A 24,559-nucleotide genomic window follows, 5' to 3' on the forward strand; every position below is an offset into this window, starting at 1 on the left:
ACGTATGAAATTGCTTCCAGTTGCCATGGCGATGCTGAGCGTGGCTGCGGTCGGGCTCGGGTGCGGCAGCAGCCCGAGCGATGCGGGAGAGGGCGAAGGGGCGAGCTCCGGCGGGAGCTCCGGCGGGGAAGGGGGCTCGTTCGACATTGGCGGCGAGCCCGGCCCCGGATCGAGCGGCGCGGGCGACGGCAGCCCCGCGGGCGGCGGAGCGTGCGCGACCCAGACGGCGGCGGCGTCGCTCCAGCCGGTGTACCTGGCCTTCGCGTTCGACGTGTCGGGCAGCATGGGCAAGGGCGACAAGAAGTGGCACGACAAGTCGCTCAAGTGGGATCCCGTGGTCGCGGCGACCCGGCAGTTCTTCGCGGATCCCGGGTCCGAGGGGCTCACGGCGTCGCTCACGTTCTTCCCGGCCGAGGACGACAAATGCTCGGCCGAGATCTACGCGACGCCGGACGTGCCGCTCACGCCGCTGCCCTCGCCGGCGTTCGGCGCGGCGCTCGACGCGATCGAGCCGGCGACGTCGAGCGACTGGCGCGGCGGCACGCCGACCGCGTGGGTGATGCGCGGCACGAGCGCGCTCATCGAGGCGCAGCGCCAGCAGAACCCCGGGAAATACGCGATCGTGCTCGTGACGGACGGCTACCCGCAGGGCTGCGACGAGGCCTCCGACACGATCGACGCCGTCGTCGCCGACGCCCAGGCGGCGCTCGCGGACAGCATCCTGACGTACGTCATCGGCGTCGAGAACCCGCCGATCGACGGCGCGCCGGACACGCTCGACGACCTGCACGAGATCGCGGCCGCGGGCGGCACCGAGGGCGCCGTCCTCATCGACACCGGCGATCCCTCGCAGACCACGGCCGCGTTCAAGGCGGCGATCGAGCGGATCCGCAGCGCCGCGGTCTCGTGCACGATGGCGATCCCGCTCCCCCCCGACGGGAGCAGCTTCGACAAGGAGAAGGTCCGCGTGGTCTACACGGACGGCGCGAACGCGGCCACGGAGCTCGCGTACGATCAGAGCTGCGCGACCGAGGGCGCCTGGCGTTACGACGAGCCCGCGAGCCCGACGCAGATCGTCCTCTGCGTCGACACGTGCACGACGGTCCAGGCGGACGCGGCGGCGCAGCTGAGCGTCGATTTCACCTGCGAGAGCGTGATCGAGGTCCCCCTGTAGCCGCAGGCCGCCGCGCCAGCGCCGCGCGCCCGACCCGCCGCCGCGCCGTCGGGCCGATCCGTGTCAACCGTGCGTTGACACTGTGGACGCACTCCGTTGCACCCCCATCGATCCCACCTCGGCCGAGCGCGGATCCGTCGCGCCGGGCAGCGCCGCGCGTTATCCGCGGCGGTGCCCGGCGCCCCCTCGCCGCGGGCCCGCCGACCGTGCGGGCGCATGTTACCGTCCAGCAACGCTGCTGAGATGTTGTAAAACAGGGCGACGATGGAAGCGGCTCAGGAGCGCGAGCGGAGGACCCTCGATCGATACACGCTCCACGGCGTGATCGCCTCCGGGGGGATGGCGTCCGTCCACTTCGGTCGGCTCGTCGGCGCCCACGGCTTCGCGCGCACCGTCGCGATCAAGCGCCTGCACCCGCAGTTCGCCAGGGATCCCGAGTTCTCGTCGATGCTGCTCGACGAGGCGCGGCTGGCGGTGCGCATCCGCCACCCGAACGTCGTCACCACGCTCGACAGCGTCCAGGCCGACGACGAGCTCTTCGTGGTCATGGAGTACATCGCCGGCGAGTCGCTCTCGAGCCTGCTGCGCGAGGCTGGCAGGCAAGGGCAGAAGGTGCCGCAGCCGGTCGGCTCGGCCATCGTCGCCGGCGCGCTCGCGGGCCTGCACGCGGCGCACGAGGCGATCGACGAGGATGGCGCCCCGCTCCAGATCGTCCACCGCGACGTGTCGCCGCAGAACATCCTGGTCGGCGAGGACGGCATCGCGCGCGTGCTCGACTTCGGCATCGCGCGCGCGGCGGTGCGGAGCCAGGTGAGCCGCGTCGGGCAGCTCAAGGGCAAGCTCAGCTACATGGCGCCGGAGCAGCTCCGCGGCGCGCCCGTGAACCGGCGCGCCGACATCTACGCGGCCTCGGTGGTCCTGTGGGAGGTGCTCACGGGGCGGCGGCTGTTCACCGGGGAGTGCGACGCGGAGATCTACGGGAGGATCCTCGAGGGCGTGGTCCAGCCGCCGAGCGCGTACGGCGAGGTGCCGAAGGCGCTCGACGAGGTGGTGCTCCGCGGGCTCGAGAAGGACCCGGAGCGGCGCTACGCGACCGCGCTGGAGATGGCGGCCGCGCTGGAGGAGGCGCTTTCGCCGGCGAGCCCGCGCGCGGTCGGGGCGTGGGTCGAGGCGACGGCGGGGACGTTGCTCGAGGCGCGGGCGAAGAGCCTCGCCGCGATCGAGACGTCGCAGCGGAGCGCGGCCTCGACGCAGCGGAGCGCGTCCCCGGCGCCGTCGGGCCCTGCCGCCGTGCAGGGGGCGCCGCTGCGGGAGATCGACACGCGCCCGGCGCTGCCGGCGGGGCAGCGCGCGCGCGCGGCGCGGGTCTCGGTGACGGTCGCGACGATGACGAGGACGGTCGAGGACATGGCGCGGCCGGCGGCGTCCGCGCTCGCGACGCCGATCGCGGCGGCGGGGCCGGCGCGGCGGGTGAGCGCGCAGCTCGTCCGCGCCTCGACGCTGGCGTTCGGGGCCGCCGCGCTCCTGCTCGCGGTGGTCGCCGGCAGGGGCTGTGGCGCGCGGCCGGAGGCCGCGCCGGACGAGCGCGCCGGCGTGGGCGAGCCCTCGGCGCCCGCGAGGGTCTCGGCGCCGGCCATCGCGTCGGCGGCGGCGGCAGAGGGCGTTGGAGTCGTCGAGGGCGCTGGGGTCGCGGAGGGCTCTGGGGCCGCCGAGGGCTCTGGGGCCGCCGAGGGCTCTGGGGCCGGGCCGAGGGCCGCAGCAGCCGCGCCAGGGGCCTCTGGGGCCGCGCCAGGGGCCACAGCAGCCGCGCCCGCCACGAGCGCGTCCGCAGCGGCACCCGCGGCGTCCGCGAGCGCCCCCGCGAAGGCCGCGTCGGTCGCGCGCGCGGCCGCCACGGAGCGCGCCGCGGGGGTACGCGCCGCGGCCCCCGCGCGCAGCGCGCGGCCGCGATCGCGCTGCGAGCCCCCCTACTACCTGGACGGCGACGGCATCCGGCGGATCAAGCGTGAGTGTCTGTGAAGGACGGAAGCGTGTAGCCTACGCTGCGATGAAACGGGGCCTCCTCGTCGCCTTCGTCGCAGCCGTCACGCTCCTCGCGGGCTCGCGCGCCCGCGCTCAGGGCGTGGGAGAAGCGTGCGCGGCCTCGTACGAGCAAGCGCAGCAGCTCGTCCGCGACCGGGCGCTGCGGCGGGCCCGGGCCGAGCTCCGTCTGTGCGTGAGCTCGTGCCCGGCGACGCTCGCCCGCGACTGCCAGAGCTGGAGCGAGCAGGTCGAGCGCGACATGCCCAGCGTCGCGCTGTCGGCCACGTCCGCGGACGGCCACGCGCCGGGCCGCGTGCGCGTGCTCCTCGACGGCGCGCCGCTCGTCGAAGCGCTCCCGAAGGACCCGATCGAGCTCGATCCCGGGCGCCACACGCTGACCTTCGAGGACGCGGCGGGGACGCGCGTCGCGACCGTGGTCACGGTGTCGCCGGGCGACAAGGCGCTGCCGATCGCGGTGCGGTTCCCCGCGGCCGCGCCGCCGGCCGCGGCGCGCGGCGGGGCCGCGCCGGTGCGGCAGCGCTGGCCGCTCGTGCTCGCCGGCGTCGGCGCGGTGGCGGTCGGCGTGGGCGCGTTCCTCGGCATCAAGGGGCACGTCGACCGGAGCGAGCTCCGCAGCAGGTGCGCGCCCGGGTGTACGGCGGACGAGGTCGAGGCGATCGACACGCTCTGGAAGGCCGGCGCCATCAGCGCCGGCGCGGGGCTCGTCGTCGCGGGGGTGGGGACGGTGCTGTACTTTCAGCTCGATCCGATGATCCCCGCGGCGCCGACCACGGGCTCCGCCCAGCTGCCGAACGGCGCTGCGATCTCGCTGCGCGGATCGTTCTGAGGGCCTGCGGGAGGCCCGTCGGCCTCGCTCGGGGCGCCGTGGAACCGGTTGCGGAGTTCAGAGAGGGAGTGTCGCCAGGATCTCCGCGATGTGAAGCTCGAATGCCTCGATGCTCACGATGCGACGGACGGCGGACGGATCGACCATGCGCGGAGGTCTGCAAAGGGGTGTGCTCGCAGGGTACTGCCGAGGCCGAGCGAGGCCGAAGAGGACTCCGTCCACCTCGATTCGAGCGCTTCGATGGGCTCAATCCCCACGAGCCACCCGCGAAGAACTCGGGCGGCGTCCTCGACGGCAGCGATCATGGCGCCCCTCGCCAGCTCGCCGCCGAGCGTGGCGGTCCAGATCCATGGGATAGCTGTCCAGAGGTCGTCTGGCGGTCCAGCGATCTCACGCTGCAGTCTTGCGAGGACGGCCGCACGGTAGGTCGGATCGCGAAGCGCGAGTTGATACCCTTCGCGGCAGTGACCCGCGAGCCGAGCGTCCCGCGCCGCTAAAGCGTCACGTGCATCCACCACGGCTCGGAGGATACGCGAGCCCGGCGCTCGCCACAAGCTCCGCAGCGCGCGTCAAGGTAGCCCTTGAGCACAGGATCGCGGCCGGCGTCGCGGATGCGAGGCGGCTCAGGCGTCCGCTGAAATTCGGCGAAAATCGATTCATGGACCGCAAGGGCGCAAGGGACGCAAGGGGAAGAGAAAGAGAAGAATACAATTTCATCTCTGTCCCGTTGCGCCTCTTGCGCCCTTGCGGTCTCTCCCCTTGCTGCGACGCGCGCCGCTCCGATGCCAACCCGAGCAGCCGCCGGATCGCATCGTGAACGACCCGGGCCGCAGCGTCCGCCGCGCGTCCCCCTGCGGCCTCGACGTGAGAGTGCGCGCCCGGATCCTGTCCTGTGCGCAGAGGCTGCGCGCCTGCGCGGTGCCGCCGCCCTGCTGCTGCCTGCCGCCGTCCCTGCAGCGCCGCCCCGCCGCGCTCCTGCGCAGCCCGCGACGCCCTGCAGCGCCGCCCCGTCGCCCTCCTGCGCGTCCCCCGCCGCGCTCCTGCGCATCCCACGACACCCTGCAGCGCCGCCCCGCCGCGCTCCTGCGCATCTCCCGCCGCGCTCCTGCGCACCCCGCGACACCCTGCAGCGCCGCCCCGCCGCCCTGCAGCGCCGCCCCCGAACCCCGCCTGCGCAGCCCTCGGAGTGTCCTTTGTTACAATCGCGCGCCTCCTACGCCGCCCCCGAGCTCCCCCTACACAGCCCGTGGAGTATCCTTCGTTACAGTTGGATGGCTCCTGCGCAGCGCCAGCCCCCTCCTGCGCGCCCTGTCGGCTGCCGAGCGCGGGGCTCGATGGCATCGCGCTCACCTCGCGGAGCTCCCCGAACCTCACCGTCCACGGCCTGAGGAGCCGCCCGCCGCGCGCCCCGTCAGCCCTTGGGAGAGGCCGATCGAAGCGGCGGCCCGCGCGACGTTGCCGCCACTGTCCCAGCTTCAGCCGTCGCTTCGGACGTCGGGGCGCTCCCAACGCGGGCGCGCACGGGTGAGCTCTGCGTGAGAGGCGTGCGGTCTCGGCCGCCCCGCTCCCGGACGTTCGCGCGCTTCCGCCGGAACTTCCGAGCGGTACGGCTGTGGCGTATGCTCCCACCGGCATGCCGGATCGGCCGAAACAGAGCGTCCTCGCGGTGCAGAACATCAAGGGAGGGGTCGGTAAGACGACGATCGCCGTCAACCTGGCCGCGCTCCTCGCCGAGAGGCACCACCAGCGCGTCCTTCTGATCGACGCCGACCCGCAGTGCAATGCCAGCCTTTATCTGCTGAGCGACGAGCGCTTCGAGGCGAGGACGCGCGAGGACAAGGCGCGTCGGGAAGGCAACCTCCACGATCTGTTCCACGGCGACGTGCGGTACTTCGACGTGGTCAGCGGGAAGCCGCACGGCCCGCTGCGCAAGGTGAGCGACTACCTGGAGCCCGTGCGGGCGTGCGCCGGCGGGGGCTCCCTCACCCTCGTGTGCGGGAGCGCCAGGATGTTCGAGGTGCAGGAGATCGCGGCGGAGATCGTCGTGTCGCGGATCAAGAAATGGCTGCCCAGGGCCGGCGATGCGTACGAGCACGTCATCATCGACTGCCCGCCGAGCATCAGCAGCGTCAGCCTGGCGGCGCTCAAGGCGGCGGACAAGATCCTGGTCCCGATGACGGCGGATCAGTTCTCCCTGCACGGGCTGCCGCTCCTGATGAAGGCGCTGCGGGAGTACAAGAAGGTCCTGGACATCAAGGCGAAGGTCGCCGGGGTCGTGCTGAGCATGTTCCCGCCGTCGAGGGATGCCATCCAGCGGGCCAAGGCACAGGGGTACGTGGAGGCGATCGGTGCTTTGTGCGCGGCGCAGAAGCCTGCGGTTCGCTGCCTCTCCGCGAGGATCTCCGAGGATGAAGCCTACCGAAACTCCTTCGAGGCGAACGAACCGTTGCCGTTCTCCGACAATCCCGAGCACGAGCCGCTCGTCGCCGAGCTCGACGCGGTCGCGCACGAGGTGGGGCTTCTTGGAGGTGCGCCGTGACGAGCCCCGAGCGAACAGGCAGTGATGGAGTACGAGCAGCGCGAGCGCTGCTCAGCTTGGTCGAGGAGCACTCTGCGGACGATTTCCAGGCCGCCGAGGCGATCCTCGGCGGACAGCAGGAGCTGGCGCAAGTCCTCCAGCTGCTCCGGAATTTCAAGCGGCAGCAGAGCCCCGAGGACCAGGAGCCCATTTCGATGGAGCGGCTGCGTGAGATCGTCAAAGACGAGCTTGTCGCGCTGGCCCGCGACAATGCCGATGTCGAGCGGGCGCTCCGTGAACGGTTCGACCTAGATACGCCGCCGAACTCGACGTTTGAAGAGGCCATCGCGCGCGCCATTCGTCGAATAGACAAACAACTTGTTCCTCCTGCCGAAAAAGTGTCGAGGTTGCTGGACTTGCTCAGGTTCGCCTCCGGTCGTGCGGGACAGGCGCATCGAGAAAGAATCGAGTCGCTCCTCCGCAATCTCGCGATCTCGGCAATCGACGGGAACGTGATCGTACTGCCGACGCTGCACTCCATCGCGCAGCTTCGGACCATGTGGTCGCCTAATCCGCTGCCCTACAAGGCGCAAGAATCACGCCGGCACCTCGCAGAGAGGCTCTTCAAGGACGCAGAGCGCCTCGCGCCCCTCACGATCGAGGGCATCACGACCCGCTTGCTGGCCGAAGGGGTGCGCAGCCCCGCCGACCGGGCGATCGCAGAGACACGCCGTATCAACAGAAAGAAGGCCCATGGCGAGTAAGCGACAGCGCCGCGACTCGCCCCGCGAGAAGCTGCTCGCGGAGGTCGGCCGGCAGGTCGAGCGCCGGCTCGGTGGCTCCGGATCGGAGCTCGCCGCCTCCCAGCAGACCCTCGCCTACCTGAACTGGCTCGCCTGGCACTGCAGCGGGTTTGCGGCGGTCCCTGCGTTCTTGAACGCGGCACGAGCGGACATCCTCGCGATCTTGCATGCAGGTGCGCTCGGGGTGGAGCGCACCGCCCATGTCCATGCCCGGAGCCTCCTGGAGAACCTCGTCCGGCACTGCTACTTCGACTCGCGTCCCTCCCTGTTCGTCGCGCGCTCCCTCCTCCCCGAGGAGAACGTGAGAGACGTCTGGGCCGACCTGCTCCAGGAGATCCAGCGCCTTCCGCACTTCCAGCCTGCGCTCGGCGACGCCGCCGAGACGTCCTTTCTGTTCTCCGAGATCGAGCACGCCTACCGGCAATCGAGCCGCTTCGTGCACGGCTCCACCGCGCGCTACCGGAGCCTCTACTGGAACATCCGTTCGATCGACCTCGATGAGGAGCGCGCCCGGGACCTCGATGCCGCCCTCCGGCGCCTCGGCGAGGCCTGCCTGCTCCTCCTGGCGCTGTATCACCTCGGGCCTTACCTGCTCGTCTCGCAGCCCATCCGGCGCTTCATGTTGCGTGACGCCATGGACGCCGGTGGGCGCATCCGCTTTCTGCGCTGCATGGAGTCCGTTCCCGTGACCTGGGCGCAGCACCAGCGCGCTGCGGCGCTCCGCACGTGGCGGGAGCGGAAGCGCAAACCTTTTCCGACGAGCGACGGCCTGCTCCTCGACAGGAAGGGGCTCGCCCTGGTGGCGAGCCCAAGATCATCACTGCAGCCGTAGGCTTCCGCTCTCACGTCCCGGCGCCGCCGCGCCCCGTCACCCCTTGCTGCGGATGCCGTAGCGCTCCATCAGCCGGTGGACGAGCTGCCGGGAGACGCCCATCGACGCGGCGGCCCGCGCGACGTTGCCGCCGCTGTCCCGCAGCTTCATCGCGATGAACGTCCGCTCGAACTGCTCGACGACCATGTCGCGCGCCTCGCGGAGCGGCAGCGACGCGAACTGGACGACGCCCATGTCGGCGGGCCGCGGCGCCACCTTGACGATCGCCTCCTCGGCCAGGTGCGGGAAGAGCACCAGCCGCGCGACCGTGTTGCGGAGCTCGCGCACGTTGCCCGGCCAGTGGTGCCCGCGGAGCAGCTCCAGCGCGTTCGGCGGCAGATCGGCGAGCGAGCGCGGCGGCATCTGCGCCGCCAGGAAGCGCTCGACCAAGAGCGGGATGTCCTCCTTGCGCTCGCGCAGCGGCGGCACCACCGCCTCGACCACGGCGAGCCGGTAGTAGAGGTCCTCGCGGAACGACCCCGCGCCGATGCGGCCCTGGAGGTCGCGGTGCGTGGCGGCGATGACGCGGGCGTCGAAGGACGTGTACGCGGCGGCGCCGATGCGGCGCACCTGGCGGGCCTCGAGGGCGCGCAGGAGCTTCGGCTGGAGATCGAGCGGGAGCTCGCCGATCTCGTCGAGGAAGAGCGTGCCGCCGCTCGCCTCCTCGAGCAGGCCGGCGCGCGCGGCCTGGGCGCCGGTGAAGGCGCCCTTCGTGTAGCCGAAGAGCTCGGCCTCGATGAGGTTCGGGGCGACGGCGCTACAGTCGAACACGACGAAGGGGCCGCCGCTGCGCGGGCTCGCCTCGTGGATGGCGCGGGCGAGGACCTCCTTGCCCGTGCCCGACTCGCCGAGGAGGAGGATCGTCTCGGACGTGGCCGCGGCGCGCTCGAGGCGGGCGAAGAGCGCGCGCATCGGGACGCTGCTGCCGAGGGCCTCGCCGAAGCTGGCCGAGGTGGAGAGCGGGACGACGACCGGGGCGCCGCCGACGCGCACGGTGAGCGGGACGCCGCCCAGCGAGGCGAGGGCGCCCGGCGTGAGGAAGCCCTCGACGATCAGGACGTCGTTGATGAACGTGCCGTTCTTGCTGCCGAGGTCGGTGAGGGCGACGCCGCGCGGCGTGAACCGGAGCTGGCAGTGGCGGCGCGACACGCGCGAGTCGGGGATGACGACATCGCACTCGCCGCTCGTGCCGAGGACGAGCGGCGCGACGCCGAGCGTGGCCTCGATCGGCGGGCTCTTCTGGGGGGTGACGAGGACGCGCAGGTCCGGGAGCTCGACCGCGTCGCTGCGGAGGGTCGTGATCGTCCGGGTGGAGTCGTGCATGGAACGGGCGGCGAGGGGGAGGGTCAGCATCTCCGAATTCCTGGCGGATTTCCAGCGCGCGGTGCGCCCCGGGCGCCGGACGGCCGCGTCGCCGGGGTATCGCCAGGGTATCCTCGCGGCGATGCCCGAGTTCACGCCGGCCGAGGCCAAGACCCTGTCCCAGTGCGTCACCCGCTTCACGGACGCGTTCCGCCGCGACGTGGCGGACGTGATCCGGCGGGAGTTCCGCGGCTACGAGCCGCCGGAGGTGACGGAGCTCATCGGGCAGCTGAGCCTCCTCGGGCGGCAGCTCGAGCTGCGCCAGCCGCACGTGCCGATCCACGAGACGCAGGGCCCGCTGCTCAAGCGCATCCTGATCGACCTGCGGCGCGACAGCGCCACGGCGATCGAGGAGCCGCTGCAGAAGGCCGTGAACGCCGACACGATCCGGCACCTCCGGCGCGAGATCCACGCGCTGGAGCAGCTGATGGCCGCGCCGTGGTTCGCGGCCACGCGCGCGCTCCAGGTGCCGCGGCTGACGGACTACATGTCGATCCGGCACGCCGAGGCCGTGCTGCCGGAGGCGCCGCCGCTCCGGCCGCGCGAGTACGACGAGAAGTTCCACATCCTCGAGGCGCCCGGGCTCTTCCTCCCGGATCTGGCGCACTACCGGGCGCGGTGCGCGCTGCGCGGCGCCGCGATCGCCGTGGCGTTCATCGACATCGACGACTTCAAGGCGTTCAACGTGCAGCACACCGAGACCGCGGTCGACCTGCACGTGCTGCCGCCGCTCATGGAGAGCATCGAGGCGCACGTCTTCGGGCACGGGCACGCGTACCGGTTCGGCGGCGACGAGTACATGGTCACGCTGCCGAACGCGACGCGCGCGTGGGCGGTGGACTTCCTGCGCGCGCTGCAGGCGCGGCTCGCCCGCCGCCGCTACCGCCGCGTCGAGCGGGCGCCGACGATCTCCGCCGGGCTGTGCGTCGCGGACGTGGACTGCTTCCTGACGGACCGCGAGATCCAGGGGCGCGCCAACCTGGCCAAGAACCACGCGAAGGCCACGGAGAAGGGCCGCATCGCGACGTACGACGGGGAGCTGTTCCGCCCCGAGGACCTGGTGCTCGCGTGACCGCTCCCGCGAGGCCGGGCGGCGCCGACGCGGCGGGCGAAGCGGGGGAGGCGCCCGCGGGCGCCGCGGAAGAGGCGCGCGCTGCCGCGGACGCCGGCGGCGCGCCGCCGGAGGCGCCGGGCGGGCTCGCCCTGCCGGAGCCGCTGTGGAGCGCCGTGCGGGCGGCCTACGGCGAGCCCGGGCGCGCGTACCACGACCTGGCCCACGTGCGCGAGGTGCTGCGCCGTGTGGCCGAGGTCGGCCGCGACGTCGGCTGGCGGCGGCCGCGCGAGGTGGTCCTGGCCGCGCTCTTCCACGACGCCGTGTACGCGCCAGGCCGCCGCGACAACGAGGAGCAGAGCGCCGAGCTCGCGCGCGAGGCCGTCGCGCGCTGGCTGCCCGGCGAGGGGCTCGACGAGGGCCTCATCGCGCGGCTCATCCTGCTCACCGCGCGCCACGGATCGCTCGCGCCCGCGGACGTCGGCGAGGACGAGGCGCTGTTCCTCGACTGCGACATGGCCATCCTGGGCAGCGACGCGGCGGCGTTCGACGCCTACGACCGCGCGATCGCCGCGGAGTACAGCGCCGTGCCGCCCGAGCTCTACGCCGCGGGCCGGCGAGCCTTCTTCGAGCGGCTGCTCGCGGCGGAGCACATCTTCCTGTCGCCGTATTTCCGGGAGCGCCTCGAGGCGCGCGCGCGCGACAACCTGCGCCGCAAGCTCGGGGTGGGATCGTAACGGAGCGGGGCAGAGCGGAGCGGGCGCCGCCGCTCGCGCGGTCACGCGCTCACCAGCTCTTGATGTCGCTCTTGCTCACGCGGCACGTGGCGGTGTTCCACTGGCTCGCGCCGCCGTGGAGCTTCTCCGACTCGCCCATGTGGTCGGTGACGGCCCGGTACTCCTGGCAGATCTTCGGCTTGTCGTCCTCCTCGTCGTATCCCCCCTTGACGTAGAGGTTCGTGATCGTGACCGTGTCACCGTAGTTCTGGTTCGCGCCCGCGACCGTCGTCTTGACCTTGTCCACCCGGACGTTGTCGATGATCAGGTTGCGCGGGCCGCCGTTGGCGGTGCAGTCGCCGCACGAGCGCCAGAGCTTCCCGAAGTCGGCGATGTACGAGTTCGTGACGATGGTCGTGGAGCCGCCCTTGGCGTTGTGCTGGAAGATCTTGTCGGCGGAGTGCAGGGCGATCGAGCCGTTGATGCGCATCGTCGCGCCGTCCTTGCTGTTGGTCGCGGCGTCCTCGCAGACGTCCTCCCAGTAGACGTGATCGAGGGTGCAGTCGCCCTTGCAGACGATGCCGTTGCCGGCGGGGAGGCCGCCCGCGATGATGAGGTTCTTCACGGTGACCCCGTCCTCGACCTCGAACACCGTCTTCTGGCCCTCGCCGTCGTCGCAATCGGCGGTGTTGTTCACGCCGATCTTCTGGTTGTTGAAGTCGTAGACGTCCTGCCCGCCGTTGGCCGCGTTCTTCAGCACCGTCGTCTGGGTCCTGATCTCGCCGGCGCCGTTCGTGGGCGTCGGGATCACCATCGGGATCTCGTCGCTGAGCGGCTCCTCGCCGCCCGCGCCGCCGGTGCCGCTGCTCGTGGTGCTCGCGGCGGTGGTGCTCGCCGACGTGGTGCTCGCGGCGGTGGTGCTCGCCGACGTGGTGCTCGCGGCCGTGCTGCTCGCCGACGTGCTGCTCGAGCTGCCGCCGCCGCCGCCGCCGCTCCCCGTGGTCGTGCTCCCGCCGCTGGCGACGGCGCTGCTGGTCGAGCTGCTGCCCCCTTCGCCGTCGTCCGGCGTCGCCGCGTCGTCCGAACAACCGAGCTGGGAGGCGCCGGCGGCGCCGAGCACGAGCAGCAAAGTGAAGGCTGACTTCAATCCGAATCTCATCTCGCTACCTCTCTTTCAAATTACGATGGGCGACCCGCGCCGGGAGCGCTCGCACGACGCCGGCTGGCGCCGTCATCGAGGTGGCAACCACGAACCCACGCTCCACGTCGTCGAGCGGGCCTCGGGGTCAAGCGGTCTACGAGAATGCAAGCGGCGGTCCAGCGGGCGCCACGGGGCGCCGGGCTGCCGCGCGGACGTGGGGGGCGGTCTCCGTGTCAACGCCAGGTCGACACCGGTTGACGATCGCGGTTGACGCGCCGGCGCTCCGCGCGCGGGCGGAGCGCGCCCGGCGGCTCAGTAGATCGGGTCGTCCTTGCAGCCGAAGATCACCTTGACCGCGCCGGCGCCGCTGCTCGCCACCTGCTCGCACGCGGCGCCGTAAAGCTGGATGGTCGTCATGTCGGGCCCCGTGTAATTCCAGCCGTTCATGCCTGTGGTGTCTTGCATGACCGCCTGATCCCCGACGAACACGCCCACGTGGTCCGGGTTCGGCGGGGGCGCGCTCAGCGGGAACAGGCAGGTCGAGACCTCTCCCGTGATCGTCAGCAGCGACGCCACGAGCTCGTCCTTCGTGGCCGCGAGGTAGAACTTGGGCGCGAGCGGATCCGGGTCGTCCCGGGGCTCGAGCCCCGCGACCGCGAGGCCGTTGAGCGCCTTGACCTTGCTCTCCTGCGACGCGATACCGACCACGAACGTGTGGAAGCCGGCGGCGGCGGCGTTCGTCACCGCCTGCACCGCGAACTCGTCCGAGTCGCTCTTGGGGCACGACGGGTCGCCGTCCGTGGCGAGCAGGATGTACTTCGGGTCGTCGTTCTGGATCGACTGCAGGTACTCGACCGCCTTGTTGATGGCGTCGCCCGTCGGCGTGCCGTCCCCCTCGGGGATGGTGCTCGAGATCGCCTGATTGACCGTGGGCGCGTTGTTGCCCGCGATCGGGATCAGGATGTCGCGCGGGAAGCTCTCCTCGGTGCAGGTGCCCGTCCGGTCGCCCTGCGGGAAGACCTTCAGGCCCCAGGAGGCCGCCTCGTTCGTCGCCGCGATCACCTCCTGCAAGGCGGGCACGACGAGCTCCCATTTCGACGGCGTGCCCTCGTCCCCGCTCGGATCGTCCTGCATCGACGCGGAGCGGTCGAGGACCAAGAGGATGCTGGCCGGCTTGCGCTCGACGTTGAAGTTCTGACGCCCGCAGTCCACTTCCTCTCCTCCGGTCGTGACGCCAGGGGTGAAGTCGCCGCCGGGCTCGCCCCCCGTCGCGTCGCCGAAGTCGTCAACGCCGGGGCCGGCCCCCGCGCCCGTATCGCCGCTGCTTCTACCGCTGTCGCCGTCGATGCTCGCCGCACAGCCCGATAGCGCTGCCAACGTCACGACGGACCAAACCAAGGATGCTCTCCGCATGCTGCCTCCCGTAAGCAGACTCCGGGTGACGCCCTCACGATCGCTCTGCCGGCCCCGCTCTCCCGGGCAGGAGCCAGCACGCGCGTCAGCGAGCGCCCTGCGTCACCGAAATTTTGGCTGAACTCCCACGATGCGCGCGGCGGGCTCAGGCGCCCGCGCGCCGTTCGCGGGGACATCGCAGCAAGGCGCGTGCCCCGGGGCGCGGGGTGGCTCGAGGGTGCACTCGTGGCATGCTGACTGGCATATTCTACGCAAAGGCTTCTTCCGCCCCACCACTCGTGGCGGGGCGCCCTGCGTCGTCGCCCGGGGCCGTCCACCGCGGGTTGACACGGTGGACGCTCGCCGGTACCTCCGCGACCGGGCGTGCTTACGTGAGCTCGCTGAGCGCGCCCGTGGTGAGCTTCGGGTCGGGCTGGGAGCCGAAGGACTCGACCTCGACGCCGAACGCCTGGGCGATCGACACAAGGATCCGGCTGTTCGTCGTGGGCGAGAACGTCGCGTCGTTCTCGCCGCAGAACGGCGCGTCAGCGGGGCAGTCCGGCCGCAGCTTGATGCGCCGGCCCATCCTGAACTTCCCGTTCGCTCCGCCCGCCAGCAGCGTCGGCACGTTGCGCGTGCTGTGCAGGGCGGGGTTGCCCATGTCGCTCGACGCGTAGATCAGCGTGCTGTCGAGCACGCCGAGCTCGTCGAGGCGCTGCATGAGGCGAGCGATCTTCGAGTAGCTGTAGCGGTTGAACTTCGCGAGGGGGACCCACGTCGCCGGGTTGCCCTCGCCGGGCCAGCCGCCCTTGCCCACCGGCGACGCGTCGTACGTGTGCGCGACCGAGCCGTGGTTGTCCGTCGGCAATCCCAGCGGATTGCCCTCGTACGCCAGGTCGTTCATGAACAGCGTGGCGAAGCGCGTGACGTCGCAGGCGAGGGCCTGGGCCAGGAGATCGATGTGGGCGTCGGTGATGGCGTCGAAGTAGGGCTCGCCGCCGTTGTACTGCTTCAGGCTGGGGAACTTCGATGCGTCCGGCTGCGGCGGCAGGGCGCACGCCTGCCCGCCCGCGGCGGGGCCGGCGATCTGCTTCTCCAGCTCGCGGAGCGACGTCAGGTGCTGGTCGAGCTTCTGCTGCTCGGCCGGCGCGAGGCGCGTGCGCAGGCGGTTGATGTCCCCCCGCACGAAGTCGATCACGCTCTGCCCGAGCTCGCGCTGCCGGGCCGCGCGGGCCTGCGCCTCGGGGTCGTCGCCCACGACCAGGCCGGCGAACAGCAGGTCGAACGCCTCGACCGGGTCGATGATCTTCGGCAGGGGCGCGCCGCCTGCCCCGAAGGAGAGCGTCTGCCCGGAGTCCGCTCCGTCCATGCCCACGCCGAGCGCGACGCTCGTGATGCGCGTGTCGGCGCCGAGGCCCTTCTCCACCGCGAGGAACTGGTCGAGCGAGACGTTGAGCGGCTTCTTCCCGTCGATGCGGCTGCCCGTCAGGATGGTGCCGGCCGAGTCGTGCCCGTTGGCGTTCGACAGGTGGTCGATCCCCTCGACGATGAGGATCTTGTCCTTGAAGCTCCGGCCGTAGGTCGCCGGATCGTCGAACGGCTGGAGCGAGCAGTTCTCGTACGTGATGTCGAAGCTGGTCTCCGTCTCGCCGGCGCGCATGGCCCAGTACTCGGCCGAGATGCCGTGGGGGTGGTAGATCGTGACGAACTTGAGCGGCAGCGCCTCGCCGCCCGCCTGGGCGACGGAGTCCCCGAGCATGTTCACGAAAGGGAGCGTCGCGAGCCCCGCGCCCACGGCGCGGAGGAACGAGCGGCGTGTGGACCGGCGATTCACTGGGGCCTCCGATGGCTGAAGAGACTGCTCTTGACGTAGGTGACGAGCGTTTCGACGATCTTGCCCTGCTCTGCTTCCGGCGCGGCTTCCCACGCCCTCAGGAAGGACTCCTCGCTCTCCGCTGCGCCCTTGCCGCTGCGGCCCGCCGAGGCGCGGAACACCTGGCGGGCGAAGCAAGAGCGCACCATCGGGCTCCTGGAGAGGGCCTGCGCGAGGGCGTTGCTGTCGGCGTACGCGCCGTCGATGTCGGCGCCCATCGCCACGGTCACGGCGCTGTCGACCGGGTGTCCGTTGTCGGTTTCGCGGATCTTGCCCATGCCGTCGAATTGCTCGAAGGAGAAGCCGAACGGGTCGATGTGGTCGTGGCACGACCTGCACTCCGCGTCGGTCGAGTGGATCGCGAAGCGGTCGCGCGTCGTCTTGCTCGGATCGGGCACCGGCGGGACGACGTTGATGTTCAGCTCCGTCGGTGAAGGGATGTCGCTGCACGTGACGCGGCGGAGGACGGTCACCCCGCGCAGCACCGGCGCGGTCTCGGTGGCGTGCGCGTAGACTGCGAGGAAGGCGCCTTGGTTGAGGAGCCCTCGCCGGTTCGATAGCGAGACGCGCCCCGCGCCCTGAGCTCCGTAGAACCCCCTGAGCGGCTCGTCGATGACGCTCCAGTCGGCGCCGAGCAGCTCGCCGACCGTGCCGGTGGAGCTCGACAGGACCTCGTTGACGAACGCCTCCGTCTCGATCTCCATCGACGGCCTGACGGCGGCGAACTCGCCGTAGACGTTCGAGTCCTTCGCCGTCATCGCGATCCGGTCGATGCCGAGCCACTCGCGGACGACCCGCACGATGCGGTCACGGGCGGCCGACGTCTGGAGCAGCCGGCGCACCTCGGTCTCCCGGCCCTCGGGGGTCGACAGCGCACCCGACGCGGCGGCCTCGAGCAACGGGTCGTCGGGCGGGCCGGCGGTGATGAGGTACGAGAGGGAGCTCGCGAGCTCGTGCGGCGTGAGCTCCAGCGCGGATCCCCCGGAGCCGTCGCCGATCTCGGTCAGGTAGAGGAAGCCGGCCGACTGCAGGACCGCGCGCGCGACGAGCTCGACGCCGTCCGCGTAGGTCGCGCCCTTCGCGCCGACCCGATAGACCGTAAGCAGCCCGTCGATTTCCGCGGTGTCGAGCGGGCGGCGGTAGGCGCGTCCGCCGAACGACCTGATGAAATCGGTGGCGCAGCTCTCCCCCTGCGCGGCTGGGTCCGCGCAGGGAGCGAACTCCGCGAGCTTGCTCTTCACCTCAGCAGCGAGCGCCTCCGCCGAGGCGGCGAGCTGCTTGGCCAGCACCGGGTCGACGCGCTGGGCGTCGTTCACGGTGTAGCCGTCCTGCCGCGAGTCCGGCGCAAAGCCTTCGCTCGGGTCGGCGGTGGTCCTCGTCAGCGCGCGTGCCGAGGCGGCGTACTCGGCGTTGGTCAGGCGGCGGATGCGCGCGGGCAGCAGGCTCACGCTCTCCGTTCCATCCGGCAGCGTGATGCCGTCGCCGTCGCCGCCTGGTAGTGAGCCGTCGCGGTCTCCAAGCTGCCCGGTGCAGCCGGCGATCGCCGCGGCCGCCAGGGCGAGCGTGACCCTGGATCTCCCAAGTTGAAGCAGTCGAAGCATGGTCCTCTTCTATAGTGATGAGGAACTCGCGTGCAATGGCTGCTGCTCCTCGATGCTCGATTTCCACGAGCGCGAAGGCCGGCGCGGTCGCGCCGCCCCGGAGCTCGGGGCCTTCCGCGAGCAGATGAGTGATCGTACGGCAGAATGACAGGAAGCCTGCGCCGTCCGGCGCTGGTCGTCGTCAACTCGGAGTTGACTGTCAATCCGGAGTTGACTGTCAATCCGGAGTTGACTGTCAATCCGGAGTTGACAGACCCGGCGTTGACAGCGCGGTCACTGGGCGGTGATTGGCCGCCGCGGTCCCGCCGGACGGCCAGCGCCCGTCACTCGACATCGTCCGCGAAGCTCTCGAGCCAGCCCTCGATGTCGTCGGCCGGGACGACCAGCGGCCGCGTGGTCGGCTCTGCCGCCGGGTAGCCCCCCACCTCGTCCTGGCTGTTCACGAGCATGCCGCCGCCCGACACGAAGTCTTCGATGATGCGCAGGTCGACCTCATCGCGGTCCCTGGGGCGCGCGCCCGCGTGCGCGAGCACCGCGTCGACGACCGACGCCGCGGGGAGCGCGACGAGGCCGTCGGGCCACACGGGCTTCTCGGGGAGGATGACGACCTCCGGGGAGGCGAGCGGCGCCGGTTCACCGCTCGCGTCGACGACGATGTTGTCCTCCAGGTACGCCGAGCCCATCGAGTTGGTGCCCACCATCGGGAGTCCTGGCAGCGTGTCCACGCCGTGCTGCATGTAGTTGCCGACGATGCTGACCCTGGGCGGCTCCGGCGTGATGCCCGAGCTCTCCCACTCCTTGACGACGGGGCCCAGCCGCATCGCCCATTTCCCGGGATTGTAGACGACGTTGTTCACGATCGTCCCCGTCGCGAACCCTTTGAACCAGGGGTTTCTCTCGTAGTTGTGGGCGTAGAGATTGCCGACGACGGTGACATCGGTGCAGTAGTCGTGCACGAGGGTGCCCATCGAGTGCGCGCCCTTCGCGTGCACGGATTCGTGGAGCCCTTCGGCGATGATGTTGTTGCTGAGGATTACGCGGTGCGATGTGCCGGCGGGGCCGTTGAAGCGGGGGCCCGAGACGGACAGGTTCTCGTCCACGCCCCACGCCACCGAGCAATGATCGATCACGATGTTGTACGCGGAAGGGCCGTCGGTCGTGACGTCGGGCTCGAACCCGGACGCTGGCGCGGCGCCGGCGTCGCCCATGCGGAAGCGGAGGTGCTGGATCCGCACGTCGTGCGTGCTGATCCTCATGCCGCCGCGGATCAGCGTGATGCCCGGCGAGGGCGCTGTCTGGCCGGCGATCGTGACGAACGGCTTGGTGATGTCGAGGCGGGCCTTGTTCAGATCGATGATCCCGCCGACCTCGAACACGATGATGCGTCGGCCCGGCGTCTCGATCGCTTCGCGCAGCGATCCCGGTCCGTCCGCGTCGAGGGTCGTCACCTTGATCACCGTGCCCACGTCCTCGACGGGCCCAGAGCCGCCTGCGCCGCCTGCGCCGCCCGAGCCGCCCGAGCCGCCCGAGCCTCCTGCGCCGCCGGAGCCGACGGTGGCCGAGCCGCCCGTTCCGTCCGAACCTCCTGAGCCGCCTGACCCGCCCCCGCCACCCGGACCGGTCGCGGCGGAGCTGCTGCCGCCGCCGGAGCCTCCTGCGCCGCCCGAGCCGATGGTGGCAGAGCCGCTGGTCGCCGCGCCTCCCTCGGGATCGGTCGAGCATGCCGCGAGGATCATGAGAATCGCCAGGGCGGCCGCGTCGGACGCCCGACGAGCGCGGAGGAATCGAATGTGCACTGGTCTCTCCGTTCTTGAGGCGGGCCCAGCTCCGAGAGGCCCGCCTTTGCAGGGAAGCTTCAAAGCCCGATCTTGCCCACGCCGGCGCCGGCCATCACGATCGCCGGGACATCCGCGCTGCTGTCCACCGTATAGTCGTAGTAGGTGCTCGGCTCGACCACCGGGCCAGCCACCTCGATCTCGTGGTTGCACTCGACGAGGGTGTTGTCCCGAGCGACCATGCGGCCAGGGCTGTTGTCCTCGAAGAGCACCCGGCCGGGGTTGTTGACGCTGAAGAAATAGTTGCCCTCGGCGACCACCCCGGCGTTCCAGGTGGACGCGATTTCATAGCTGTTGTCGTTGTAATCGTTGTTGTAGACGTGCACGGGCTCGCCGAAGCGGACCCGCGGGTTGCGCTGATCCGAACGATCGAAGAAATTGTGGTGATAGGTGACCCGGAGCCGACCGACGTCCTGAGAGGCGCCGATGGGGCGACAAGCAATGTCGGTGCCGCCTTCTCCAAGCTGCCCACCGGCGGGCATTCCGGCCCGCTGGAAGCCGCGCCGCGCTCGCGGCGCCAAAGCCCTTGTCGCAGCGCGCCGTGAGCTCGCCGAGTCAACCGCGGGTTGACGTGCTTGACGGTGCCGACGCGCGCCCCGTCAACCGCGCGTTGACCGCAGCCATCGGCGGGAGCTCGTGCGCTACGCGCGGCTGGGCATCCCGGAGTATTTCGTGTACGACCGGCTGCGGCAGCAGGTCCACGGCTACCGCTTGCCAGCCCCGGATGCGCCGCGCTACCAGCGCATCGTGCCGCAGATGGGGCGTTACTCCTCGGCGGTGCTGGGCCTCGATCTGGCCGTCAGCGGCGGCAAGCTCCAGTTCTTTTAGGCATGGCCGAGCTGTTTGGCTCCGCCGACCTCATCGGTCGGCTCCAGGGAATGATGAGCGACCTGGAGACGAGAGCCGAGCACGCCCAGGCACAGGCCGAGCAGGCCATGCTGGGCCTGAGGGAGGCGCTCCTGGCGGCGCTGGGATCCCCCGTGATCCTCCTCGAGCGTCCGATATCGCCCGTTGCCGTGTGATTCCAGCGAGCCCGCTCAGCTCGCGGCGGACGCCGCGTCGCGCGCGAGCAGGCTGATGGCCGCGATGCCGCGCTCGGAGTCCTCCTCGCTCAGGAACATGCGCAGCGTCTCCCGGATGGCCGGCAGCGCGCGGTGGAGGTCCTCGGGCGACATCGACCACGGCTCGATGCCCGCGCGCCGGCACGCCCGCACGATGGTGCTCGGCCCGATCACGCTCGAGAGCCCGCTCACCGCGACGACCTGATCGAACAGCGACCCGGCCCCCGGGAACACGCTGCGCGCGCGGCTGCCGGCCCGCGAGCTCGGCGGCGGGAGATCCGGGCTGCTCCCGGCGCGCCGCGCGGCGGCCCCGCCGCCCGCGGCCGGCGCAGGCCTGTTCCGGAACAGGCCCCGCAGCCGCGACCGCAGCATCGTCAGCTCGGGCGCCTTCAGCACGAAGTCGTCGACGCCGATGCGCGCGCCCTCCGCCCGCGTCGCGGCGTCGTCGTGCCCCGTCAGGATGACCACGGGGATGTGGCTCGTGCCGCTCGATTGCTTGATCCGCCGCGCGGCCTCCAGGCCGCCCATCCCCGGCATCAGGAGGTCCATGATCACGCAGTCGACCCCCTCGACGGAGAGCAGGCTCAGCGCCTCCTCGCCCGACTGCGCCGGGATGACGTCGCAGCCGTCCTGCCGCAGGACGTGCGCGAGCGAGGCGCGGTACGTGGGGCTGTCGTCCACGACGAGGATCTTCTTGCCGCTCAGGCCCGAGCCGCCGCCCTCCGCCGCGCGGCGCGCGCTGCTGCGCTCGCTCACGAGCTCCATCGCCCGGTGCACGAGGTAGCTCCCGTCGTACGGCTTCCCGACATACTCGTCGGCGCCCATGCTCAGCCCGTGGATCCGGTGCCTCACCTCGATCTCGGTGGACAGGAGGATGACCGGCATGTGCGCGAGATCCTCCGAGGTGCGGATCTCCCGGAGGAGGTCGAGCCCGTCGCCGTCCGGCAGGAGCACGTCGAGGATCACCAGGGAGAACGCCCTCGTCTTCAGGACCTTCTGGGCAAGCGCCTTGGTCTCGCACGCCGTCACCACGAACCCGGCGCCGGTGGTGAGCAGGGTCCGGAGATCCATGCGTATCGTGAGGCTGTCATCGACGATCAGGACGTGCGGCTTCATGGCGATTTCCTCGTGCTCCTGGACAGCGCCAGCAACGTAGGGCCAATGGCCCCGGCGGATAAGATGTGCTGCGCCGCGCCCCGCGCGATGGCCTCCCGCGGCATCCCGAACACGACCGACGACGGTTCGTCCTGGGCGAGGGTCGTCGCCCCCGCGCGCTTCATCGCGAGCATCCCCTCGGCGCCGTCGCGGCCCATGCCCGTCAGCAGGCAGCCGATGGCGCGCTCGCCGACCTCGACCGCGACCGACGCGAAGAGCACGTCGACCGAGGGGCGGCACGAGTGCCGCTCCGGACCGTCGGTCAGGCGGAGCCGCCCCTCCTGGACCACGAGGTGCCTGTCGGGCAGCGCCAGCCTCACGCCGGGCTGGCCGGCGCGCGGGAGCGGCTCCCCGTCGGTCGCGATCGAGACCGGGATCGCGAGCCGCCCGGCCAGCCACTCGGCGAACGCGGGCGCGAACGGCGCGCCGATGTGCAGGACGAGCAGGATGGGCACCGGGAACGACGCCGGCAGCGGGCTCAGCGCCTCGACGATGGCCGACGGCCCCCCGGTCGAGGCGCCCATCGCGATGACCCGGCACCAGCCGTCATCCGCGCGCGCGCCGCCCGGCGCCTCCACGGCGGGCAGGGGGCGCGCGGGCCGGAGCTTCCTGCGCAGGTGCGTGATCACCTTGATGCGCGCGACGAGCTTCACCGCGCTCACGAGCCGCAGATCCCAGGCGTCGCCCTCGTCGCCGGCCGCCGGTTTGTCGAGCACGTCCACGGCGCCCGCGGCCAGCGCGTCGAACGTCCCGAGCGCCTCCCCGCGCTCGAGCGAGGCCGAGACGATGAGGATCGGCGTGGGGCAGTAGGCCATCACGTGCTCGGTCACCGCGACCCCGCTCGCCTTGGGCATCATCATGTCGAGCGTGAGCACGTCGGGCCGGAGCTGCTCGCACAGCGCGATCGCGGCCTCCCCGTCGCCGGCCTCGCCGACCACCTCGATCTCCTGGTCCGCCTCGAGCGCGGCCACGATGCGCCTGCGGACCGTGCGCGAGTCGTCGGCCACCAGCACGCGGATCTTCCGCGAGGGGGCGCGGGGCTCGGCCTGCGGCGCGCGGCTCACGACGCGGCCCCCCGCGCTCGAGCGACGAGCCCGGCCACGGTGTCGAGCAGCCGCCGCTGGTCGAACTCGCCCTTCACGATGTAGTCGTCCGCGCCCGCCTCCCTGGCGCGGCGGCGATCGGCCGCCGACGACAGCGACGTCACGATGACGAGCGGCGTCTCGCGCAGCGCCGGATCGGCGCGGACGCGCTCGGCGAACTGGAAGCCGTTCATCCCCGGCATCTCCACGTCCACGAGGAACAGGCCGTAACGCCGCTCGGCCGCCTTGCGCAGCCCCTCCTCGCCCGAGGACGCGAGATCGACCTCGTACCCGCCGGACTCGAGGATGCTCTGCTCGAGCATCCGGGTGGTGAGCGAGTCGTCCACGACGAGGATCGGCGGCGGCGGGCGCCGCTCGCGCCTCCGCGCGCCGCCCGGGCCGGCCGCGCGCACGAGCTCGACCAGGCCGCGCGGATCGAGGACGAGCACCGGGTCGCCGCGCGCGTCGAGGCTGGCCCCGAGCGCCGCGGGCGGCGCCCCCGCCGCCGCGGGGAGCGGCTTCACGACGACGGGCACCGCGCCGAGGAGGCGATCGGCCCCGAGCACCGCCTGCGACGCGCCCGCGCCGACGACCACCGCGCAGCGCGGCTCGCCCTCCGGCTCCGCCGCGCCGAGCACCGCGGCGAGGCGCGCGAACGGCACGAGGCGATCCTCGATCACGATCGCGTCGCGCTCCGGGCCGCGGACGATCGCGCCCGCGTCGAGCCGGAGGGCGTGCCGCGCGGCGTCGAGCGGCAGGAGCGCCGTGTGGCCGCCGTCCTCGATCCGCAGCGCGGTCACCGACGAGAGGGAGATCGGGACCACGAGCTCGATCGTGGTCCCGCGCCCGGGCTGGCTCTCTGCGCTCGCCGTGCCGCTCAGCTTCGCCGCGGTCTCGCGCACCACGTCGAGGCCGACGCCGCGGCCCGAGAGCGAGGTGATCGCCTCGCACGTGCTCACCCCCGGCCCGAAGATGAGCTCCAGCGCGTCCTCCGCGGTGAGGTCGTACGCCTCCTCCTCGCGGCGGAGCCCCGCGCGCACGACCGCCCTCCGGACCGCGGCCACGTCGACGCCGCGGCCGTCGTCGCTGCAGATCAGGGCGACCCGGCTGCCGCGCTGCTCGACCCGGAGCTGGATCTGCCCGGCCGCCGGCTTCCCCGCGGCGCGACGCGCGGCCTCGGGCTCGATCCCGTGGTCGACCGCGTTCCTCGCCATGTGCAGCGCCGCGTCCCGCAGCGCGGAGATCACCGCGCTGTCGAGCCGGATGTCGCCGCCGCTCGCCTGGAAATCGACGCGCTTGCCGAGCGAGTCCGCCGCCTCGCGCACCGCGAGCTCCACCGCCTCGAGCACGCCGGCGCACGGCAGGAGCTGCAGCTCGCGCGTGCGCGCCTGCGCCTGCCGGAGCTCGGTGGAGAGCCGGTCGATGCCCCGCGCGAGCTCCGCGCGCGCGGCCGCGAGCGCAGCGCAGAGCTCGCGGTAGAGCCCCCCGGCCCGCCGCGCGCCGAGCTCCCCCAGGTTGCGCACCACCTCCTCCGGCGAGCTCACGGTCCCGAGCGCCTCGGTGAGGCGCTCGGCCCGATCGAGCGCCTCCGCGCTGCTCCGCAGCGACTCGAGCTGCACGATCGCCTCGCCGATCTCGTCGGCCAGCGCGCCCACGTGGGCCAGATCGACGCGCGCCACCTCCTCGTGCGCGCTGCGCCGGGCCGGACGGCCGCGCTCGGGGTCGCAGGGCTCCTCCGCGGCGAGGCGGGAGACCTCGTCGCGGATGAGCCCGATGAGCCGCATCAGCTCGCCCATGTGCTCCGCCGGGATCGGCTGGCGGTCCCGCCGGAACGGCGTGAGCACGTCCTCGACCGTGTGGGCGAGCTCGGCGATCTTGAGCTGCTTGGCCGCGCCGGCGGCGCCCTTCAGCGTGTGCGCCAGCCGGAAGCACTGGTCGAGCGGCTCCCCCTGGCCGCCCTGCTCCTTGAGATCGAGCAACCTCCACGCGAGCCCGTCCGCGAGCTCCTGGGCCTCCATCCGGAAGTATTTGTAAAGATCGCTCCCCAAGCGGTGC

The 24,559-nt window shown here is 71.9% G+C and carries 21 protein-coding genes; 11 read left to right on the plus strand and 10 right to left on the minus strand.

What is annotated here, in order from left to right:
• Positions 1 to 4 precede the first annotated feature (4 nt).
• From WME98_RS45155 to WME98_RS45180, 6 genes are all read left to right on the plus strand, one after another.
• Positions 5 to 1,174 (plus strand): vWA domain-containing protein, encoded by a 1,170-nt coding sequence (locus WME98_RS45155; protein ID WP_437947787.1) that lies wholly within the window; start codon positions 5 to 7, stop codon positions 1,172 to 1,174.
• A gap of 264 nt (positions 1,175 to 1,438) precedes the next feature.
• Positions 1,439 to 3,193, plus strand: a complete 1,755-nt coding sequence (locus WME98_RS45160; RefSeq protein WP_437947788.1) for a protein kinase domain-containing protein — start codon at positions 1,439 to 1,441, stop codon at positions 3,191 to 3,193.
• A gap of 28 nt (positions 3,194 to 3,221) precedes the next feature.
• Positions 3,222 to 4,043 carry a hypothetical protein gene (locus WME98_RS45165; protein WP_437947789.1) on the plus strand — a complete coding sequence of 274 codons (822 nt, stop codon included), beginning with the start codon at positions 3,222 to 3,224 and terminating at the stop codon, positions 4,041 to 4,043.
• Between the two features lie 1,633 nt (positions 4,044 to 5,676).
• Positions 5,677 to 6,582, plus strand: coding sequence for a ParA family protein (locus WME98_RS45170; RefSeq protein WP_061628867.1), 906 nt, complete (start codon positions 5,677 to 5,679; stop codon positions 6,580 to 6,582).
• The gene (locus WME98_RS45175) at positions 6,579 to 7,325 is read left to right on the plus strand and encodes a hypothetical protein (RefSeq protein ID WP_437947790.1); all 747 of its coding nucleotides are present in this window, start codon (positions 6,579 to 6,581) and stop codon (positions 7,323 to 7,325) included. The genes WME98_RS45170 and WME98_RS45175 overlap by 4 nt, the downstream gene beginning before the upstream one ends.
• A complete protein-coding gene (locus WME98_RS45180; RefSeq protein ID WP_437947791.1) occupies positions 7,315 to 8,196 on the plus strand; it encodes a hypothetical protein in 882 nt (293 codons plus the stop codon). The genes WME98_RS45175 and WME98_RS45180 overlap by 11 nt, the downstream gene beginning before the upstream one ends.
• A 36-nt stretch (positions 8,197 to 8,232) precedes the next feature.
• Here WME98_RS45180 and WME98_RS45185 read toward each other — a convergent pair whose 3' ends face one another.
• Positions 8,233 to 9,588, minus strand: coding sequence for a sigma 54-interacting transcriptional regulator (locus tag WME98_RS45185; RefSeq protein WP_437947792.1), 1,356 nt, complete (start codon positions 9,586 to 9,588; stop codon positions 8,233 to 8,235).
• Between WME98_RS45185 and WME98_RS45190 the strand changes: the two genes are divergently transcribed.
• Positions 9,557 to 10,669, plus strand: coding sequence for a diguanylate cyclase (locus WME98_RS45190; protein WP_437947794.1), 1,113 nt, complete (start codon positions 9,557 to 9,559; stop codon positions 10,667 to 10,669). The two genes, WME98_RS45185 and WME98_RS45190, sit on opposite strands and share 32 nt — an antisense overlap.
• A 131-nt stretch (positions 10,670 to 10,800) precedes the next feature.
• Positions 10,801 to 11,385 carry an HD domain-containing protein gene (locus tag WME98_RS45195; protein ID WP_437954104.1) on the plus strand — a complete coding sequence of 195 codons (585 nt, stop codon included), beginning with the start codon at positions 10,801 to 10,803 and terminating at the stop codon, positions 11,383 to 11,385.
• A gap of 49 nt (positions 11,386 to 11,434) precedes the next feature.
• On the opposite strand, the gene WME98_RS45200 is transcribed toward WME98_RS45195, so the two are convergent.
• The 4 genes from WME98_RS45200 to WME98_RS45215 all read right to left on the minus strand — a co-directional run bounded on the left by WME98_RS45200 (position 11,435) and on the right by WME98_RS45215 (position 17,371).
• Positions 11,435 to 12,511, minus strand: a complete 1,077-nt coding sequence (locus WME98_RS45200; protein WP_437947795.1) for a pectate lyase — start codon at positions 12,509 to 12,511, stop codon at positions 11,435 to 11,437.
• 306 nt (positions 12,512 to 12,817) lie between these two features.
• Positions 12,818 to 13,888 carry a vWA domain-containing protein gene (locus WME98_RS45205; RefSeq protein ID WP_437947796.1) on the minus strand — a complete coding sequence of 357 codons (1,071 nt, stop codon included), beginning with the start codon at positions 13,886 to 13,888 and terminating at the stop codon, positions 12,818 to 12,820.
• A gap of 397 nt (positions 13,889 to 14,285) precedes the next feature.
• Entirely contained in the window at positions 14,286 to 15,731 is a 1,446-nt protein-coding gene (locus WME98_RS45210) for a DUF1552 domain-containing protein (protein ID WP_437947797.1), read from the minus strand.
• Positions 15,728 to 17,371: a DUF1592 domain-containing protein gene (locus WME98_RS45215; protein WP_437947798.1), complete on the minus strand. Its 1,644-nt coding sequence runs from the start codon at positions 17,369 to 17,371 to the stop codon at positions 15,728 to 15,730. The genes WME98_RS45210 and WME98_RS45215 overlap by 4 nt, the downstream gene beginning before the upstream one ends.
• Here WME98_RS45215 and WME98_RS45220 point away from each other — a divergent pair.
• On the plus strand, positions 17,370 to 17,519 hold the full coding sequence (locus tag WME98_RS45220; protein ID WP_437947799.1) for a hypothetical protein: 150 nt from the start codon (positions 17,370 to 17,372) through the stop codon (positions 17,517 to 17,519). The genes WME98_RS45215 and WME98_RS45220 overlap by 2 nt on opposite strands.
• A gap of 175 nt (positions 17,520 to 17,694) precedes the next feature.
• On the opposite strand, the gene WME98_RS45225 is transcribed toward WME98_RS45220, so the two are convergent.
• Together WME98_RS45225 and WME98_RS45230 are read right to left on the minus strand one after the other, a co-directional pair.
• Positions 17,695 to 19,107, minus strand: a complete 1,413-nt coding sequence (locus WME98_RS45225; protein ID WP_437947801.1) for a pectate lyase family protein — start codon at positions 19,105 to 19,107, stop codon at positions 17,695 to 17,697.
• 119 nt (positions 19,108 to 19,226) lie between these two features.
• Positions 19,227 to 19,688 carry a hypothetical protein gene (locus tag WME98_RS45230; protein WP_437947802.1) on the minus strand — a complete coding sequence of 154 codons (462 nt, stop codon included), beginning with the start codon at positions 19,686 to 19,688 and terminating at the stop codon, positions 19,227 to 19,229.
• Positions 19,689 to 19,842: 154 nt separating this feature from the next.
• Here WME98_RS45230 and WME98_RS45235 point away from each other — a divergent pair, with 154 nt between their 5' ends.
• Both WME98_RS45235 and WME98_RS45240 read left to right on the plus strand, forming a co-directional pair.
• Complete coding sequence (locus WME98_RS45235; RefSeq protein WP_437947803.1) at positions 19,843 to 20,034, plus strand: Uma2 family endonuclease; 192 nt, start codon at positions 19,843 to 19,845, stop codon at positions 20,032 to 20,034.
• Between the two features lie 2 nt (positions 20,035 to 20,036).
• Positions 20,037 to 20,228 (plus strand): hypothetical protein, encoded by a 192-nt coding sequence (locus WME98_RS45240; RefSeq protein WP_437947804.1) that lies wholly within the window; start codon positions 20,037 to 20,039, stop codon positions 20,226 to 20,228.
• A gap of 15 nt (positions 20,229 to 20,243) precedes the next feature.
• Here WME98_RS45240 and WME98_RS45245 read toward each other — a convergent pair whose 3' ends face one another.
• The 3 genes from WME98_RS45245 to WME98_RS45255 are packed head-to-tail and all read right to left on the minus strand — an operon-like array spanning position 20,244 to position 24,552.
• Positions 20,244 to 21,383: a response regulator gene (locus WME98_RS45245; RefSeq protein WP_437947806.1), complete on the minus strand. Its 1,140-nt coding sequence runs from the start codon at positions 21,381 to 21,383 to the stop codon at positions 20,244 to 20,246.
• Positions 21,380 to 22,486 (minus strand): chemotaxis-specific protein-glutamate methyltransferase CheB, encoded by a 1,107-nt coding sequence (gene cheB / locus WME98_RS45250; RefSeq protein ID WP_437947807.1) that lies wholly within the window; start codon positions 22,484 to 22,486, stop codon positions 21,380 to 21,382. Before cheB ends, WME98_RS45245 begins: the two co-directional genes overlap by 4 nt.
• Positions 22,483 to 24,552 (minus strand): hybrid sensor histidine kinase/response regulator, encoded by a 2,070-nt coding sequence (locus WME98_RS45255; RefSeq protein ID WP_437947808.1) that lies wholly within the window; start codon positions 24,550 to 24,552, stop codon positions 22,483 to 22,485. The genes cheB and WME98_RS45255 overlap by 4 nt, the downstream gene beginning before the upstream one ends.
• Between the last annotated feature and the right edge of the window lie 7 nt (positions 24,553 to 24,559).

The organism is Sorangium sp. So ce296, from assembly GCF_051529605.1.
GTDB lineage: Bacteria > Myxococcota_A > Polyangia > Polyangiales > Polyangiaceae > Sorangium > Sorangium cellulosum_D.

Coding starts and splice junctions, on each gene's coding strand:
- WME98_RS45245 (WP_437947806.1), bottom strand. CDS start 21,383: ATGAAGCCGCACGTCCTGATCGTCGATGACAGCCTCACGATACGCATG.
- WME98_RS45180 (WP_437947791.1), top strand. CDS start 7,315: ATGGCGAGTAAGCGACAGCGCCGCGACTCGCCCCGCGAGAAGCTGCTC.
- WME98_RS45165 (WP_437947789.1), top strand. CDS start 3,222: ATGAAACGGGGCCTCCTCGTCGCCTTCGTCGCAGCCGTCACGCTCCTC.
- WME98_RS45160 (WP_437947788.1), top strand. CDS start 1,439: ATGGAAGCGGCTCAGGAGCGCGAGCGGAGGACCCTCGATCGATACACG.
- WME98_RS45220 (WP_437947799.1), top strand. CDS start 17,370: ATGGTCCTCTTCTATAGTGATGAGGAACTCGCGTGCAATGGCTGCTGC.
- WME98_RS45230 (WP_437947802.1), bottom strand. CDS start 19,688: ATGCCCGCCGGTGGGCAGCTTGGAGAAGGCGGCACCGACATTGCTTGT.
- WME98_RS45155 (WP_437947787.1), top strand. CDS start 5: ATGAAATTGCTTCCAGTTGCCATGGCGATGCTGAGCGTGGCTGCGGTC.
- WME98_RS45170 (WP_061628867.1), top strand. CDS start 5,677: ATGCCGGATCGGCCGAAACAGAGCGTCCTCGCGGTGCAGAACATCAAG.
- WME98_RS45215 (WP_437947798.1), bottom strand. CDS start 17,371: ATGCTTCGACTGCTTCAACTTGGGAGATCCAGGGTCACGCTCGCCCTG.
- WME98_RS45190 (WP_437947794.1), top strand. CDS start 9,557: ATGGAACGGGCGGCGAGGGGGAGGGTCAGCATCTCCGAATTCCTGGCG.
- WME98_RS45240 (WP_437947804.1), top strand. CDS start 20,037: ATGGCCGAGCTGTTTGGCTCCGCCGACCTCATCGGTCGGCTCCAGGGA.
- WME98_RS45185 (WP_437947792.1), bottom strand. CDS start 9,588: ATGCTGACCCTCCCCCTCGCCGCCCGTTCCATGCACGACTCCACCCGG.
- WME98_RS45225 (WP_437947801.1), bottom strand. CDS start 19,107: ATGATCCTCGCGGCATGCTCGACCGATCCCGAGGGAGGCGCGGCGACC.